Here is a 15,601-nt window from a genome sequence, read left to right as displayed (position 1 = left end):
GTGTCGCCCCGGTCGCGCACCGCGGCACGATGGGCCTCCGAGCCAACGGCGGACCCGATTCCGGTTGCGCCGCGCAACCCGCCAGCCGGAGACTGGCGGCGTGATCCCCGAGACCCGGTACGCGACTACCGTCGACGGAACGCGGATCGCGTATCAGGTGCTCGGCACAGGGCCCGGCGATCTCGTGTACGTGCCGGAGATGGCATCCCACCTCGAGCATGCCTGGGAGTGCCCGCCCTACGCCGACCTCCTGCGCCGACTCTCGACGCGGTCTCGCCTGATCATGATCCTTCGAGGCACCGGGCTCTCGGATCCCGTCTCCCAAGACGCCGTTCCCACCCTGGAGTCGCGGATGAGCGACGTCACCGCAGTGCTGGACGTCGTCGGGTCCGAGCGCGCTGTCCTGTTCGGTGTGATGGAGGGAGGCTCCACCTGCGCCCTGTTCGCGGCCACCTACCCGCAGCGCGCCATCGGGCTCATCCTGTACGGCTCGCTGGCCAGGGGCGCGTGGGCACCGGACTACCCCTGGGGCTTGACGGACGAGCAGTGGCGCGAGGAAGCGCGCCGGGTCGAAGAGACCTGGGAGACGTCCTACCCGGAGCAGGCGTTCGACGTCGTGGTCCCCAGCCTGGCCGGGGACGACGGCCTGCGACGGTGGTTCGCCGAAGACATGCGCCGGGGCACCACGGCTTCGGCGTTCCGATCGCTCCAGGAGATGTTCAAGGACCTCGACATCCGGTCCGTCCTGCCGGCCATCCAGATCCCCGCGCTGGTCCTGCACGCGAAGGGAGACATGGTCAACCCGATCGAGGAGGGCAGGTACCTGGCCGACCGCATCGCCGGCGCCAGGTTCGTGGAGCTCCCCGGGGACGACCACCTTCCGTGGGCCGGAGATCGCGACCTGGTGCTCGCAGAGGTCGACGCGTTCCTCGAGCGCGTGGGGGAGGAGGAGGCCGAGTTCGGCCGGGTCCTGGCGACGGTCCTGTTCACGGACATCGTCGGATCCACCGCGAAGGCGGCCGCGCTCGGCGACCGGAAGTGGAAGGAGCTGCTGGAAGCGCATCACGCCAGGATCCGGGGACTCCTGGCCAGGTATCGGGGAACAGAGATCGACACCGCGGGCGATGGCTTCCTCGCGACCTTCGAGGGCCCGGCCCGCGCAGTCCGTTGCGCATCCGCGATCGTGGACTCGCTCCGCGCGATCGGCGTCGACATCCGGGCAGGCGTGCATACGGGCGAATGCGAGCTCGTGGACGGAAAGGTCAGAGGTATCGCCGTTCACACCGGTGCGCGCGTGGCGGCGCAGGCCGGACCGGGCGAAGTGCTGGTGTCGAGCACGGTGAAGGACCTCGTCGCCGGCTCGGGCCTCCGGTTCGAGGACCGGGGCACGCACCTCCTCAAGGGCCTCCCGGACGAGTGGCAACTCTTCGCCGTCGGCACCGGGTAGTTCCTACACCTCAGCTGGCTCGCCCACGCCGTGGCCATGGCCCGGACCAGGACGCTCGCGCATCCACGCGCCGGTGTAGTCGATCACCAGGCCAGCCTCGTCGACGTCCAGTTCGGCCCGGAACGTGTCGCTCGCGTACTCGTACCGATCCGGCGCGAGGCGCCGATAGCGCTGGGCGAACCGCCGGACCTCCAGCTCGGGGAAGCGCACCCACGCGGCCAGGATCTCGGCCTCGCCGCCAACCGGGATGTCGAGGCGACGGATGGGAAGGGTGTTCGTGGCCGGCGTGCAGCCGAGGTCCACGTCGATGCAGCCCTCGAGCTCCGGAGCCTCTTCTCCGTTCCGCCACCAATGGCCCCGGCCGTCGGCCCGGAGCTCCAGGCCCCTTGCCGGTTCCGGGCGCAGGACCTGGACATCCACGGCCACGGTGGCCCAGACGGCGTCGGCGCGAACTTCGTACACCGCGACCATCGGCACGGGAGCGCTCCGGACCGAGAACCCTTCGAGCACGAACCCGTCCGGTCCCTCCAGGAGCCCGCAATGGTCCAGGCCGGGCTCCGTCAACGGCCTCCATGTGGCCGCTCCGACCGGCGATTCGCCCTTCACGCGACCAGCGTAACTCGGCCAGAATCTCGCCCATGGTGCAACCCCTGGAACCGATCGCCAGGATCTCGCTCGACGCCTATGCCGAGCTCTGCGCGCTCATGAAGGACACGGGGACGGACACTGACGCCCAGGCGGCGATCGCCGCCGAGCACGGGCACGGCGCGAGGCGTGGGAGGCGGCGAAGGAGGGGTGGACGGCCCGGATGTCGGATCCCGCCACCGCCGGCGCGGTGGCGACCGCGTTCATGCCGCTGTACCAGGCCGCCCTGGCCTCGCTCGGGCCGGCCAGGACGGCGACGTTCGAGGAGTACGCGCGGATGTCGGCGATGGTCCAGACGGGTGTGCGCTTCGAGACCATGTACGCCGAGTTCGGCATGACCGGGGCGGACTGGAGCCAGATCTCCACGGCATGGGTCGAGAAACTCGCCGCCGATTCCGCCCTGGCCGCCAGGTTCGGCGAGGCGGTGGCGGCCGAGCGGACCAGGCTCCAGGGGTGACGGGCTCCGTCGAGCCACGGCTCCGGCCCTTCACGCGACCGGCCTAACTCCGCCAGAATCTCGCCATGGAAGGCGCCAACGACATCGTGGACACCCTGGCCGGGCTGGCCCTGTTCGCCGACCTGTCGCGGCCGCAGCTCGAGGAGGTCGTGCACACCTTCGACGAGGAGTGGTTCAGCGAGGGCCAGCGTGTGCTGCGCCAGGGATTCGGGGGAACCGGCCTGTACCTGATCCTCGACGGCGAGGTGTCGGTACGTATCGATGGCGAGGAACGCGCCCGGCTGGGACGCGGCGAGTACTTCGGCGAGGTGTCGGTGCTGCTCGGGGAGCCACCCGTGGCCGACGTCGTGGCCACCGGCCCGGTGCGGTGTGTGATCCTGGCGGCACCCGACGTGGAGCCGTTCCTCCTTGGCCACCCCCACGTCGTCTACCGCATGCTCCAGTCCCAGGCCCGGCGGCTTCGGAGCGCCAACCTGTGGCGGAGCTAGACGAAGCCCGGCCGTTTCCTCCCGGCCGGTATCCCGTCGTCGTCGTGGGCAGCGGCCCCGGGGCCCTCCAGGTCGGCTACTCCCTGAAGCGGCTCGGGGTGGAGCACGCGGTCATCTCCGAGGACCCCGAGCCCGGCGGCATGTTCCGGCGGTTCCCGCTGTTCCAGCGCCTCATCACCTGGACCAAGCCGTACGCGCCGGTGGCGCGCGACACCCGAGCCTACGAGTGGTACGACTGGAACACCCTTCTGGCCGACGATCCCGCCCACCGAGTCCCGCTGGCGGAGCTCATGGACGGGACCTCGTACTTCCCGTCGCGGCCCGAGATGGAACAGGGCCTGGCCGCGTTCGCCTCCAAGGCCGGCGTGGCCGTGCGCTACGGCTGCCGGTGGGAGGAGACCCGCCGGGAAGACACGGACGGCGGCGGATTCGTGCTCCAGACCACCGACGGCGAGTACGCCTGCCGGGTGGCGGTGTTCGCGGTGGGGATGACCGAGGCCTGGAAGCCGACCATCCCGGGGATGGACGAGGTTCCCCACTACGTGGAGATGCACCCGGCCCGCGAGTACGCCGGGCGGCGGGTGTTCGTCGTGGGCAAGCGGAACTCCGGGTTCGAGATCGCCGACGGGCTGCTGCCATGGGCCCGCCAGGTCATCCTGGGGTCGCCCCGGCCGGCCATGATCTCGGTGTTCACCCACTCCACCGCGGCGGCCCGGGCCCGGTACATGCAACCCTACGAGGACCACGTGCTGGGCGGAGGGACGTTCGTGCTGGACGCCGCCATCGAACGCGTCGAGCGAACCGCCGACGGCTACCGGGTGCACGCCGCCGGGACCACGCGACCGGGTGACCTGGTCCTCGACGTGGACGAGGTGATCGCGTGCACCGGCTTCAAGACGCCCCTGCTGGACCTCCCGGGCCTTGGCGTCGCCACCTTCTACCAGGGGGGCCGCCTCCCGGCGCAGACTCCGTTCTGGGAGAGCCCGTCTGTTCCCGGGATCTACTTCGCCGGGTCGATCACCCAGGGCGCCATCGGGCTCAAGAAGTACGGGATCCCCAGCAACTCGGCGGCCGTGCACGGGTTCCGGTACAACGCCCGGGTCCTGGCCGGGCACATCGCCTCGACCCACTTCGGGGTCGAGGCGCCGCGCCGGACCGTCCCCGCGCCCGACGTCGTCGACTTCCTGCTGGAGGAAGCGACCACCGGGCCGGAGCTGTGGAACCAGCGTTCGTATCTCGCTCGCGTGCTGTCCCTCGACCCGGCGCGAGGCGTCGTCGACGACGGCATCCAGCCCCTGGCCCACTTCGTGGACGCCGCGGGCCCCGACGCGGTGGCCCTGGCCGTGGAGACCGACGACACCGGCGACATCCACCCGGCGATCTACCTTCGCCGGGGCAGCCAGGTCGGTGAGCACACCCTGCCCGGGGACCCGCTGCTCGACTTCCGGGGACGCGAGCACCGGGCCCAGCTTGCGTCGCTACTGTCCGACCTGCTGAAGTGACCCGCTCGCCAACAGCCATCGCGCGAACCCAGGAGGGACCATCGTGAGCCAGGAGCGTTCGGATCAGGACTACCGGGACATCTACGGACGGGTCAAGACCATCGCGGTGGTCGGCGCGTCCAGCGATCCCTCGAAGGCGTCGTTCGCCATCCCCCGATACCTGAAGTCGCAGGGCTTCCGGATCATCCCGGTGAACCCGAAGGGCGGCGAGATCCTGGGCCAGCAGGTCCGCACGTCCCTGGCCGAGATCGGGGAGCCCGTCGACGCCGTGGACGTGTTCCGCCCGGCCGAGGAGACTCCGGACATCGCCCGGCAGGCCGTGGCGATCGGAGCCAAGGTGCTGTGGCTCCAGGAGGGCATCCACTCCGACGAGGCGCAGCAGGTCGCGGAGGACGCCGGGCTCACCTTCGTGTCGAACCGTTGCATGGGCGAGACCCACTGGAACCTGTTCCACGCGGGCTCAGAGATCCAGTAGCGGGCCCGAGCCGGCTCAGCGCGCCTCGGCCGCCTCAGCCTGCTCGGTTTCGGCCTGCCGGGCGGCGGCCACCCGTTCCGCCTCGGCCAGGATGAGGTCGGGCTCCAGGACGTACTGGTCCCAGTGCGCGGCCTTCAGCCGCTCGATGGCCTCGTCCAGCGCCTCCTGGCCTCCGACCGTGTCCGCGCCGAACAGCCGCCCGGTCCAGGCGACGCGGGACGCGAACTCGTTGACGGCCTCCGACCCCCGCGTTTCCTCCAGCGCCTGGAGCGCCTTGGCCCGGGCCGTGTCGAGGTCTCCCATGGCGAACGCCACCAGCGACTCCGACTCCAGGTAGTTGATCCGGCTCCCCCACTCGTCGTAGGTGGCCATCGACGAGACCTCCCGGAGCAGCCGCTCCGCTTCCCCGGGCTGCCCCCGCGCCAGCAGGACCCGAACCAAGCGGATCAGGTTGAACGGCACCAGGCTGCCGATCTGCTCGGAGATACGTAGGGTCTCCCGCAGGTCCGCCTCGGCCTCGCCGAGCCGGCCCAGCAGCCGGAACGCGTTTCCCCGGTCCCCCAGGGCGCTGGCCACCTCCCACCGGGCGTCGAGGTCCCGGAAGATCCGGACGGCGTCCTCGAAGCACGCCAGGGCCTCGTCCAGCCGCATCATCCGGCGGAGGGAGTTCCCCATGGTCTGCTGGGCGACGGCCACCGTGAACTGGTCGCGCATCTCGCGACCCAGCGCGAGCGCCTCCTCCGCCATCCTCAGGCAGTCCTGCTCGTCCCCGGTCACGGAGACCACCGACGTCAATGACGTGAGGGCGCGGGCCTCGGCCCACAGATCCCGCTCCTCGTTGGCGCGGGTGATGTCGAGGGCCCGCTGGAACGCGTCCCGAGCCCCCTCGAAGTCGTTCCGCCAGTAGGGAACCCACCCCGCCATGAGCAGGGTTCGCGCCTCGGCCATGGGGTTCTCCAGCTGCCGGGACGCCTCCAGGGCCCGCTGGAACAGCCGGTCGGCCTCCTCCTGGTCGCCCCGCACGTTCAGCTCGATGTCGGCCAGGAACCGAGACCCGTGCGCCAGCGTCCAGGCGTCGTCGCCGCCGTGGCGGAGGGCCCGCGACAGCGTCGTGGCCGCGTGGTCGAAGTCGCCCAGCCAGTACTGCGCCTCGCCGATGCTGGACAGGATCCTGGACTCCCGCGGGCCCCAGCCCTCCTCCGCCCCGGCCAGGGACAGGGCTCGCTCGTACAGGTCGATGGCGCTGCGGGACTCGATGCGCCACCGGTCCACGTCCCCGGCTCGCGAGAGGGCCTCGACGGCGCGGTCGGCCAGAGTTCGGTCGGTGGGGTCGAGGTCCAGGCCGGCCCGGGCCGCCTGCTCCAGGTGGTACGCGATGGACTGCCGGTACCGCCCTCGCCCGCCCGACTCCGCGAGCCCCTCCGCCACCTGGAGGTGCAACCGCTGGCGTTCCCGCTTGGTCAGGCTCTCGTAGGCCACCTCGCGGAGGACGCCGTGCCGGAACCGCCATACCTCCCCGTCGCGGTCCCGGACCAGCAGCTCCGCTTCCTCCAGGGCCTCCAGCCGCTCGAGTGGCGCCTCCGCGATGAGGGCGAGCTCCGCCCTACGGAACGCCGGGAACACCGACGCCTTCCTGGCCAGGTCGCGGGCCGGCTCGGGGAGGTGGTCCAGGCGCGCCGCGACGACGGCCTGCACCGTGGGCGGCAACAGGTGGCTGTGGGCGACACCCCGGTCGTGCTCGGCGTGGCGCTGGAGGAGCATCCCCGTGGTCTCCACGATGAAGAACGGGTTGCCCCCGGCGTGGGAGGCGATGCGGCCGGCGGTCGGCTCGTCGATCGACTCCCCCGCCACCTGGGCCAGCGCGCGGGCCTCGTCGAAGGACAGCGGCTCCAGACGCAGGGTGAGCGCGTCGGGATGCCCCCGTCCCCACTCCGGCCGCTGCTCCAGGAGCCAGTCCCGGGCCACCGCCATCACCAGCACCGGCCGGCGCCGGACCGCGGAGAGGAGTCCTTCCACCAGGTCCAGCAGCTCCGGCCGGGCCAGCTGGATGTCCTCGAACACCAGCACGAGCGGGCCCAGCCGCGACAGCCCGTCGGCGAACGCGGCGAACCCGGCCCGCACGTCCGCGACTCGGAACCGCCGCGGCCCCTGGCCCTCCTCTCGCCGCCCGTCGTCTTCGGGCACCTCCGGGCCGAGCCCCAGGACCAGGCCGAGCGTGGCCGCCACGCGCTCGCTCTCGGTGGGCTGGCAACACCCGTCGACCACCTCGCGAAGCCGCTCCCGAAGGGCTGCGGCCGGCGCGTCCGGGCCCAGAGCCAGCTCCTCGCGAACCATCTCCGCGATCGGGGCGAACGTGACGTCCTCCTCGAATTCTCCCGCCCTGCCCACCAGCACCCTCGTGCCGTCGGGAACCCGGGCGGCGAGCTCCTGGACCAGGCGAGACTTCCCGATCCCGACCTCCCCGAGCAGCGTGACCAGGTGGGCCCGGGACGTGTCGATCACCCGCTCCAGGGTGTCCCGAAGCAGGGCGATCTCGCGGCTCCGGCCCACCAGCGGGATCGTCCGCCTCGTGGACCGGGCCGACAGCCCCTCCACTGGCCAGGCCTCCACGTCCGTCCCGAACCCGCGGGCGGCCACCATGCGGGCCGGCCCGAACCGCACGGCGTGGCGGGTCAGCTCGAGCGTGGTCTCGCCCACCAGGACCTCGCCCGGCTCCGCGACCTGCTGGAGGCGGGCCGCCAGGTTCACCGGCACGCCCGAGACCAGGGACTGTCCCGGCCCGCGCGAGGGCAGCGTGCCGACCGCGACGGGACCGGAGTTGATGCCGAGGTGCACCGCCAGCGGCACGGGAAGCCCCAGGTCCTCCCCCAGCCGGGCGATCCGGTCCCGGATGATCAAGCCCGCCCGCACGGCCCGAAGCGCGTCGTCCTCGTGCGCGTGGGGAAGCCCGAACACGGCCATCACCGAGTCGCCGGCGAACTTCTCAGCCGTGCCCCGGAGCGACTCCAGCTCCGCCTGGACCATGGCATAGAAGGCCGCCATGACCTCGCGGAACCGCTCTGCGTCCAGTCGGGCCGCCAGCTCGGTGGAATGGGCCAGGTCCGCGAACAGGATCGTCACCACCTTGCGCTCGGCCACGTCGGCGATGGGCCCCGCCACCGCGTCCGGGAACCCGGCACCGGCCGTGCCCTGCACCGGCGTCCCGCACCGAGGGCAGAAACGGGCATCAGCCGGAAGCGGAGCCCCGCAGTTCGAACACATCCGTTCGTCCATCGGCCCAAGCATACGGGGGCCCACCGACACCGAACCCGGTGGGGACGGGGGCGCTGGTTGCACTTACCTCGGCCCGGCCGGGGTGCGGACCGGCGTTACCGCCCCACGTACTCGATGATCTGGACGGTGTTCCCGTCGGGGTCGAAGAAGGAGGCGAACCGGGCGAAGCCGGCGACCTCGCCCACGTGCTCGTGGAACCGGACCCCCCGCTCCTCGAGGGCCCGGCGAGCCCGGTCCAGGTCGTCCACCTGGAACACCGCCGTGGCCCCGCCAGGCGCGACCTGGCGCCCCTCGACGACCCCGTGGAGGGCCAGACGAACCGCCCCGGCGTCGAACTCCGCCCAGTTCTCCCCCTCCCGGCGGACCAAGGGGAGCTCCAGCACGTCGCGGTAGAACGCCACGGCCCGATCCATGTCCGTGGTCCAGTAATAGATGTGGTCGATGCCCTTCACCTGCATGTGGGGAGTTATAGCCCAGCCCGGCCCGGGCAGCACGCCCGCTTCCCGCAGCACCCGCCGGGGTGGGGGTTGGGGAGGGGCAGCCCCTCCCCAATTCAGAGCTAGTGAATGATGATGGGTGTCCCCAGCGGCAGCACACGGGCCAGCAATGAGATGTCGGCGTTCCGCATCCGGATGCAGCCGTGGCTCACGTCGTGGCCGATCGAGTTGGCGTCGTCCGTCCCGTGCAGCCCGATCAGCCCGCCCCACCGCCAGTCCGTGATCACGTCCGAGTAGGCGGACAACCCGTACGCGAAGTCGCCGTACGGGCCGGTCGGGTCGAGCGGCTTGATCAGCGACCCTAGGTAGAACCGCCCGATGGGCGTCGGGGTGTCACCGGTCCCGATCCCCACGGGGAACTGGGCCGCGGGTTGGCAGCTCCGGAACACGGTGATCGTGAACGTGTGCGTATCCACGTCCAGGGAGAACGGCGTCCACGACAGGGCGAGGTCGGATTCCTGGATCCACCCCGTGGTCCCGTTCGGGCGTACCGGCAGGAGCGCCTCGACCCACTTGTCGCCGTGGCGATCCACGGTCTCCTGGAGCAGGTCGAACGTCTGGGGAGACCCCTGCGGATTGGTCTGGGCGAACGAGTCCACCGCCGGCGCTTTGGGCGAAGGGGCCGACCTCACCACCACCCTCGGCACGGCTGCGGTCCCGATGATGGTCTGGGGGAAGCATCCCTGGAGGTCGGCCGTGTTCGGGATGGGGCCCTTGGGAAGCGCCGAGCTCGTGGGGGGCTGGAGCAGCGCGGGCAGGGTCCCCGACACCGGCAGCTCGGGCGCCTGCGACGAGCCGATCGGCCCGCAGCCCACGCCGACCAGACCCACGATCGCGGCGATGGCTCCGGCCGCAAGCAGCCTGAACGGGGCGCGGCTCACCACCGACCCCCTATCCGGTGAAGGAAGGATTCCCCGGTGCTGGGGACGCCGGAGCGGCGGGCGGGATTCCGGTGTCGCTGGGACTCGGGGTCGGCGACGCCGCCGGGGCGGCTGCTGCCGCCGATTCACCCGTCCCCCCGGGCAGGCACGTCGGGATCGGGAACCCCGACGGCAGCGGGATGGGCAGGGACGGCAGGCACGTCGGGATGCCGCTCGGGAAGCAGGTGGGGACGCCCGACGGGATGGCGACCGGCAGCGACGGCAGACATGTCGGGACGCCGCCGCTCGGGAAGCACGTCGGGAAGCCAGAAGGCAGCGGCACCGGCAGGGACGGCAGGCACGTCGGGATACCGCCTCCGGACGGCGCGATGCTCGGCGGCGGTGCGCTCTGCGACCCCGAGGGTGGGTCCGTGGACTGTCCCGGGATGGGCAGGCTGGGAAGGGTCAGGCTGGGAAGCGGCGCCGGGACGTCGTTGGACGCCGCGAAGGTCAGACCGACGGGGAGGGCGAGCACCACCCCCAGGGTGATCACGCCGGCGAGCAGAACAGACCGCTTCCTCATCCCTTCCCTCAACCCCGTTTCGACGTGACAACTCGCACTGGTTGTCGCACGGCAGATACCCGGGATGGGGCCGCCGAAAACCAGGCAAGACGAGGAAAGGTCGGTCCGTCAGCGGAGGTGGCGGTACAGGATGGAGCCCGGCGGGATCAGCCGCTTGGCCACGGCCCGGAACGTCCGGCCGGCGGGAGTGTCGGGCAGGTCGTCGGGGTCCTCCGGGATGGGGACGTCCACCTTCATCACGGAGCCCTCGAACTGCTCAACGATCCCGCCCATCTGCCGCAGGGTCTCCAGGACCGCGGCGTTCTCCTCCAGCACGAACCCACGGAACGTGGTGATGCCGTTCTCGCGGGCGGACAGGGCCAGCATGGCGAGCAGGATGGTCCCGATCCCCCGGCCGTGATGCGAGTCCAGCACGGTGACCGCGGCCTCGGCCACCGTGGGCTCGTCGGCGATGCGCACGTACCGGGCCACCCCCAGCCCGGGCTGGTCGGGCCTGGTCGGATCCAGGGCCACCCAGGCCATGTGGTCGTAGTAGTCGATCTGGGTGAGGTAGCGGACCTGCTCGTCGCCGATCTCCGACATGGGCGCCATGAACCGCCGGTACCGCGATTCCTCGGACAGTTCCTGGAAACCTGACCGCAGTCGATCGGCGTCCTCGGGCAGGATCGGCCGGATCAGGATCGGGGTGCCGTCCCTGGCCTCGACCTCCAGGGTCACGTATCGGCCGGGCGCCGGCACCGCTAGCGCCCCGTTTCGGGAGGAGGCATTACCCCCCGCCGAGCAGGCGGGACTTCTGGGCCTGGAACTCCTCCTCGGTGATGGTGCCGCGGTCCTTCAGGTCCGCCAGGCGCTGGAGCTCCTCGGTGACCGAGGGCGGGGCCGGTGCCGCGGGAGCCGGCGCGGCCGGAGCCGGGGTGGCCGGAGCCGGCGCGGCCGGAGCCGGGGTGGACCCTTGCATCTTCATCGTGTAGCCCTCGGATCGCTCGTACACCACCTTCTGGACGTTCTCGGGATGGCGGACGTTGGAGAAGACCTCCTGCCCGCGGGTGCCGGCGGACTCGATCACCAGGTCGCCCGCCCCGATCATTCGCTCGAACACGTTCTGGTGGAACCGCACGTCGTTGATCCGGTCGAGCGGGATCTCCATGGAGTTCTTCGCGATCAGTCCCTGGCGGTGGATGAGCCGCTCGTTCGTCACCACGAAATGCGACGTCACCCACTGGATGAACCGGCGCACCGGGTAGGCGATGAAGAGCACCACGCCGACGCCAGCCACCACCCATCGCAGGACGTTCTTGGTTCCGCTGTGTCCGTGGATGTGGGTGACGCCGAGGATCACCGCGGCGGCCAGCACGATCGTCGCGGCGACCGGCCCGACGAGCGCGATCCAGTGCGGCCGCAGGTCGAGCACCAGCTCCTCGTCGCTCGTCAGCAGACGGCGTGGAAACGGCATGGGCGGACGCTAGCAGTGCGACCGAGTCCACGGCAAGCGCCCCACCTCAGCGCAGGTGCTCGACCTCGCCGAAGCCCACGGTGGAGCGGCGGAGGTATTCAGCCACCACCAGGTTGCCCCTGTCGTCGATGGCCTCGGCCACGCCCTCCACCACCCGGCCGTCCACGGTGATGGCCCGGACCGGCCGGCCCAGCGTCGCGCACGCCGGCCGGTACGCCGCGAGGATGCGGTCCGCCGCGCCATCCCCGGTGATGAGCGCCCGGAGCTCCTGGAGGAACCTCCCGACGATCCCGGATGGGTCGGCCGGCCCGATCCCCGCCGCGTCCGGCACCCCCTCCGGCGCCTCCAGGTTGATCCCGACGCCCACCACGACGTGCCGCATGGCCATGCCCGCCACGGCGGCCTCGGCCAGGATGCCCCCGACCTTGGCGTCGCCCAGCAGGAGGTCGTTCGGCCACTTGCACCGCACGTCGGAACCGCCGGCCTGGCGGCACGCCGTCGCGCCTGCCACCCCCGCCGCCAGCGCCAGCAGCCCCACCCGCGCCGGTTCCAGGGCAGGTCGAAGGACCACCGAGAACTGTACGGCCGCCCCCGGACGGGACACCCACGTCCGCCCCAGCCTCCCCCGTCCGGCGGTCTGGTGGCCCGCCGCGACCACGGTCCACTCGGGCGCCCCCTCCTCCGCCATCACCAGGGCCGTGCGGTTCGTCGACTCGGTGACCTCGTCGAACCGCGACGGTGCCTCGATCCCGGCGCCGCGAACCGCTTCCTGGAGGTTCTCCTCGGTCAGCACGGTATGGTTGACTCCCTCGATGGATCGACGCCCCATGATCGTAATCAGGACGGTGAGGCTCCGGTGGCGACACCCCGCGTCCTGATCGCGAACCGAGGGGAGATCGCGGTCCGGATCATTCGAACCTGCCGCGAGCTCGGTCTGCCCACGGTGGCCGTGTACTCGGACGTCGACCGCGACGCGCTGCACGTGGAGATGGCCGACGCGGCCTTCCACATCGGGCCGCCCTCGCCCGCGGCGTCCTACCTGTCGGTCCCGGCCCTGCTGGAAGCGGCGAAGAAGGGCAGGGCAAGCCTGGTCCATCCCGGGTACGGCTTCCTGGCCGAGAACGCCGGCTTCGCCCGGGCGGTGGCCGAAGCCGGACTGACCTTCGTGGGGCCCTCCCCCGAGGCCATGGAGACGATGGGCGACAAGGCGGCGGCCCGGCGTGCGGCGGAGCGGGCCGGCGTCCCCATCGTCCCGGGCACGACGGAGCCGGTCGGCGTGCAGAACGCGGCCGGCGAGGCCGAGCGCATCGGCTTCCCGATCGCGGTGAAGGCCTCGTTCGGCGGCGGCGGCAAGGGCATGCGGGTCGTGGCGACGCCTGAGGAGCTGGCCCAGGCCCTGGAGCGGGCGGCCCGGGAGGCGGGCTCCTACTTCGGACGCGCCGAGGTCTACCTGGAGCGCTACATCGAGCGGTCGCACCACGTGGAGGCGCAGATCCTGGCCGACACGCGGGGCAACGTGAGCTTCCTGGGCGAGCGGGACTGCTCGCTTCAGCGCCGGTACCAGAAGCTGGTGGAGGAGACCCCGTCGCCGGTGGTCGACGCCGACCTCCGCTCCCGGATCGGCGAGGCCGCCCTGGCCCTGGCCAAGGAAGCCGGCTACACGAACGCGGGCACAGTGGAGTTCCTGGTGGACGAGGAGGGCTCGTTCTACTTCCTGGAGATGAACACCCGCCTCCAGGTGGAGCATCCGGTCACTGAGATGGTGACCGGCGTGGACCTGGTGGCCCTCCAGCTCCAGGTGGCCCTGGGCGAGAAGGTGGAGGTCGAGGCGTCGCCCCGGGGTCACGCCATCGAGTGCCGCATCAACGCCGAGGATCCCCACCACGACTTCCTGCCCGGGCCGGGGCGGATCTCCGGTTACCGCGAGCCGAGCGGCCCCTTCGTTCGGACCGACGCCGGCGTGGTGGCCGGGAAGTCGATCCCGCGCGAGTACGACTCCCTGATCGCCAAGCTGGTGGTGTGGGGAGAGGACCGGGAACGGGCCCGACGCCGGATGCTTCGGGCGTTGTCCGAGTACCGGATCGAGGGCGTCCCCACGACGATCCCGTTCCATCGGTGGGTCCTGGAGACCCCGGAGTTCCGTGAAGGCCGCCACCACACCAAGTTCGTGGAGCAGGCCCTGGCCGAGAGCGAGCTTCCCCGCTTCGAGGAAGCCCCGCTGCTGGACGCCACGGTCCGGGAGCCGGCGGTGGCCGCGACCATCGTCGTGGAGGTCGACGGGCGCCGGGTGCCGGTCCGCGTGTTCGACCCGGAGCGCACCACGGCCCCTCCCCGGCCCTCCGCCTCGGCCCGGAGCCATGCCGGGCACGGGTCCGGCGACGCCATCCAGTCCCCCATGCAGGGCACCATCCTCCTGGTGGTGGCCGAGGAGGGTGCCCCGATCAAGGCCGGCGACGTCGTACTGATCCTCGAGGCCATGAAGATGGAAAACCACGTCCTGGCCACCCGAGACGGCGTGCTCACCCAGGTCCTGGTCCGTGCAGGCCAGGCCGTCGACGCGAACCAGACCCTCGCCGTGATCGAGGACGAGCCCGGCTAGCGCTCGTGTCAGCGGTGCGCCGGCTTCTGCTCATCGCCCCGATCGCGTGCGCCCTGTCCGCGGCGAGCCTGCTTCCAGCGGAGGCGGCTGGGACCCCTAGCGACCACTTCGTGCGGGGGACCGCCCGCATCGTCGACGAGCGAACCTTCGTCACGTTTCGAACGCCGTATCGGCTCACGGACATCTCATCCGACGGGCGACGGGTGGCGTTCATCCAGTCGTACGGGGCGGAGGCCGGCGTGATCGACCTGGTGAACGACCGGATCCGGTTCTTCGGACCGGTGGACGTCTCGGCCTCAGGGCCCGTGCTGTTCTCGCCGGGCGGGCGGGCCGTGCTGTTCCGGCACCGGACCACGCTACGGATCTTCCACCTGTCGACAGGCAGGACGACCATCGCCGTCCGCGGGGTAGCCCCGAACACAGCGTGGCAGTGGCTGGGCGACGGGCGGATCGCCTTCGTGGACTGGGACCGGCGGTTGCTTCTGGCCCGTCCCGGCCACACACCCCGCTTCACCGGGATCACCATCCCGGGACTCCAGAGCGGCCGCCACCACTATGACTTCTCGCGGATTCTGCTCGGGACCGTATCCGTGAGCCCGAGCGGCGCCGCGGTCCTATACACGGACGGAAGGTGCCGGGCATGGCTCGCGGACCTCGACACCGGAACCCGCCACGTGGTGGCGCGCCGGGCCCTCGTGCGTCCGATGTCGTGGTCGCCCCAGGGATCGCGGTTCGTCCTGACTACGGTCCCAAGGTCGAGCCCTCCGGGTTGCCTGGCCGGACCGCCTTCCGCGATCGACGTGATGTTCGATCGACACGGCAAGCGGCTGGCTCGGGTCAGCCGCTTTCGCGATGCACTGAGCACGGGCCACACGTTCACCTGGAGCACGGACGGCAGATGGATCCTGATCGGCGTCGACCCGACCGGCTCCGCGGTGGCGGGCTATGAATACCTCCTCGCCGCCTCGGTCCGTCACCGAACCGTTTCGATGGTCGTCCCTGATCGCTTGGCCAGCCCGGCGTTCATGGGGCCCGGCGGATGGATCATGTTCTCGCACTATGCCGAGGCTGAGGGCGCTTCATATGGCCACGAGCAGGGCTGGGTCATCGTGGGACGCATCGTCGGAGGATAGCTCCCGCCCTGGCAGCCTCGGCTCACGAGGTGTGCTGGTCCAGGAAGTCGCGGACCGCGGCGAGGTAAGGCTCCGGAACGGAATTACATGACTGTAGTTAGCCGGTGGCCCGACGGCGGAACGATCGTGTAGTTCCACTCACCGTGGAACCTGTGGCCCTTGATGCGCGGGCCGATCGCGGCCATCTCC

The 15,601-nt window shown here is 71.3% G+C and carries 15 protein-coding genes; 8 read left to right on the top strand and 7 right to left on the bottom strand.

Annotated features, from left to right (window positions below; translation table 11 throughout):
* The first annotated feature begins 100 nt into the window (after window positions 1–100).
* The gene (locus tag M3Q23_06550) at window positions 101–1,447 is read left to right on the top strand and encodes an adenylate/guanylate cyclase domain-containing protein (GenBank protein ID MDP9341753.1); all 1,347 of its coding nucleotides are present in this window, start codon (window positions 101–103) and stop codon (window positions 1,445–1,447) included.
* 3 nt (window positions 1,448–1,450) lie between these two features.
* Here the strand turns inward: M3Q23_06550 and M3Q23_06545 are convergent, their stop codons facing one another.
* Window positions 1,451–2,053 (bottom strand): putative glycolipid-binding domain-containing protein, encoded by a 603-nt coding sequence (locus tag M3Q23_06545; protein MDP9341752.1) that lies wholly within the window; start codon window positions 2,051–2,053, stop codon window positions 1,451–1,453.
* 202 nt (window positions 2,054–2,255) lie between these two features.
* Between M3Q23_06545 and M3Q23_06540 the strand changes: the two genes are divergently transcribed.
* From M3Q23_06540 to M3Q23_06525, 4 genes are all read left to right on the top strand, one after another.
* The gene (locus tag M3Q23_06540; protein ID MDP9341751.1) at window positions 2,256–2,549 is read left to right on the top strand and encodes a hypothetical protein; all 294 of its coding nucleotides are present in this window, start codon (window positions 2,256–2,258) and stop codon (window positions 2,547–2,549) included.
* 65 nt (window positions 2,550–2,614) lie between these two features.
* Window positions 2,615–3,037 (top strand): cyclic nucleotide-binding domain-containing protein, encoded by a 423-nt coding sequence (locus tag M3Q23_06535; protein MDP9341750.1) that lies wholly within the window; start codon window positions 2,615–2,617, stop codon window positions 3,035–3,037.
* On the top strand, window positions 3,025–4,539 hold the full coding sequence (locus tag M3Q23_06530) for an NAD(P)-binding domain-containing protein (GenBank protein ID MDP9341749.1): 1,515 nt from the start codon (window positions 3,025–3,027) through the stop codon (window positions 4,537–4,539). The genes M3Q23_06535 and M3Q23_06530 overlap by 13 nt, the downstream gene beginning before the upstream one ends.
* A gap of 43 nt (window positions 4,540–4,582) precedes the next feature.
* Window positions 4,583–5,014 carry a CoA-binding protein gene (locus M3Q23_06525; GenBank protein ID MDP9341748.1) on the top strand — a complete coding sequence of 144 codons (432 nt, stop codon included), beginning with the start codon at window positions 4,583–4,585 and terminating at the stop codon, window positions 5,012–5,014.
* 15 nt (window positions 5,015–5,029) lie between these two features.
* Here the strand turns inward: M3Q23_06525 and M3Q23_06520 are convergent, their stop codons facing one another.
* The 3 genes from M3Q23_06520 to M3Q23_06510 all read right to left on the bottom strand — a co-directional run bounded on the left by M3Q23_06520 (window position 5,030) and on the right by M3Q23_06510 (window position 9,665).
* On the bottom strand, window positions 5,030–8,287 hold the full coding sequence (locus M3Q23_06520) for a tetratricopeptide repeat protein (GenBank protein MDP9341747.1): 3,258 nt from the start codon (window positions 8,285–8,287) through the stop codon (window positions 5,030–5,032).
* 95 nt (window positions 8,288–8,382) lie between these two features.
* Window positions 8,383–8,799 carry a VOC family protein gene (locus tag M3Q23_06515; protein ID MDP9341746.1) on the bottom strand — a complete coding sequence of 139 codons (417 nt, stop codon included), beginning with the start codon at window positions 8,797–8,799 and terminating at the stop codon, window positions 8,383–8,385.
* Between the two features lie 47 nt (window positions 8,800–8,846).
* Window positions 8,847–9,665 (bottom strand): L,D-transpeptidase family protein, encoded by an 819-nt coding sequence (locus M3Q23_06510; GenBank protein MDP9341745.1) that lies wholly within the window; start codon window positions 9,663–9,665, stop codon window positions 8,847–8,849.
* A gap of 71 nt (window positions 9,666–9,736) precedes the next feature.
* On the opposite strand from M3Q23_06510, the gene M3Q23_06505 reads away from it, so the two are divergent.
* Window positions 9,737–10,255, top strand: a complete 519-nt coding sequence (locus M3Q23_06505) for a hypothetical protein (protein ID MDP9341744.1) — start codon at window positions 9,737–9,739, stop codon at window positions 10,253–10,255.
* 80 nt (window positions 10,256–10,335) lie between these two features.
* Here M3Q23_06505 and M3Q23_06500 read toward each other — a convergent pair whose 3' ends face one another.
* Genes M3Q23_06500 through M3Q23_06490 form a run of 3 tightly spaced genes read right to left on the bottom strand, consistent with a single transcriptional unit; the run spans window position 10,336 to window position 12,509 of the window.
* Window positions 10,336–10,965, bottom strand: a complete 630-nt coding sequence (locus M3Q23_06500) for a GNAT family N-acetyltransferase (GenBank protein ID MDP9341743.1) — start codon at window positions 10,963–10,965, stop codon at window positions 10,336–10,338.
* Between the two features lie 28 nt (window positions 10,966–10,993).
* Window positions 10,994–11,680 carry a PH domain-containing protein gene (locus M3Q23_06495; GenBank protein MDP9341742.1) on the bottom strand — a complete coding sequence of 229 codons (687 nt, stop codon included), beginning with the start codon at window positions 11,678–11,680 and terminating at the stop codon, window positions 10,994–10,996.
* A 46-nt stretch (window positions 11,681–11,726) separates the two neighbouring features.
* The gene (locus tag M3Q23_06490; protein MDP9341741.1) at window positions 11,727–12,509 is read right to left on the bottom strand and encodes a biotin--[acetyl-CoA-carboxylase] ligase; all 783 of its coding nucleotides are present in this window, start codon (window positions 12,507–12,509) and stop codon (window positions 11,727–11,729) included.
* Between the two features lie 27 nt (window positions 12,510–12,536).
* On the opposite strand from M3Q23_06490, the gene M3Q23_06485 reads away from it, so the two are divergent.
* Both M3Q23_06485 and M3Q23_06480 read left to right on the top strand, forming a co-directional pair.
* Complete coding sequence (locus tag M3Q23_06485) at window positions 12,537–14,279, top strand: acetyl-CoA carboxylase biotin carboxylase subunit (protein ID MDP9341740.1); 1,743 nt, start codon at window positions 12,537–12,539, stop codon at window positions 14,277–14,279.
* 14 nt (window positions 14,280–14,293) lie between these two features.
* Window positions 14,294–15,412, top strand: coding sequence for a hypothetical protein (locus M3Q23_06480; GenBank protein MDP9341739.1), 1,119 nt, complete (start codon window positions 14,294–14,296; stop codon window positions 15,410–15,412).
* Window positions 15,413–15,601: the final 189 nt, after the last annotated feature.

Source organism: Actinomycetota bacterium, assembly GCA_030774015.1.
Taxonomy (GTDB): domain Bacteria; phylum Actinomycetota; class UBA4738; order UBA4738; family JACQTL01; genus JALYLZ01.
This window is presented reverse-complemented; position numbering and strand designations above follow the sequence as displayed.

Bases quoted from the DNA above. Each gene is read 5' to 3' on its own strand.
- M3Q23_06495 (MDP9341742.1), bottom strand. From the start codon at position 11,680: ATGCCGTTTCCACGCCGTCTGCTGACGAGCGACGAGGAGCTGGTGCTC.
- M3Q23_06490 (MDP9341741.1), bottom strand. From the start codon at position 12,509: ATGGGGCGTCGATCCATCGAGGGAGTCAACCATACCGTGCTGACCGAG.
- M3Q23_06535 (MDP9341750.1), top strand. From the start codon at position 2,615: ATGGAAGGCGCCAACGACATCGTGGACACCCTGGCCGGGCTGGCCCTG.
- M3Q23_06520 (MDP9341747.1), bottom strand. From the start codon at position 8,287: ATGGACGAACGGATGTGTTCGAACTGCGGGGCTCCGCTTCCGGCTGAT.
- M3Q23_06540 (MDP9341751.1), top strand. From the start codon at position 2,256: ATGTCGGATCCCGCCACCGCCGGCGCGGTGGCGACCGCGTTCATGCCG.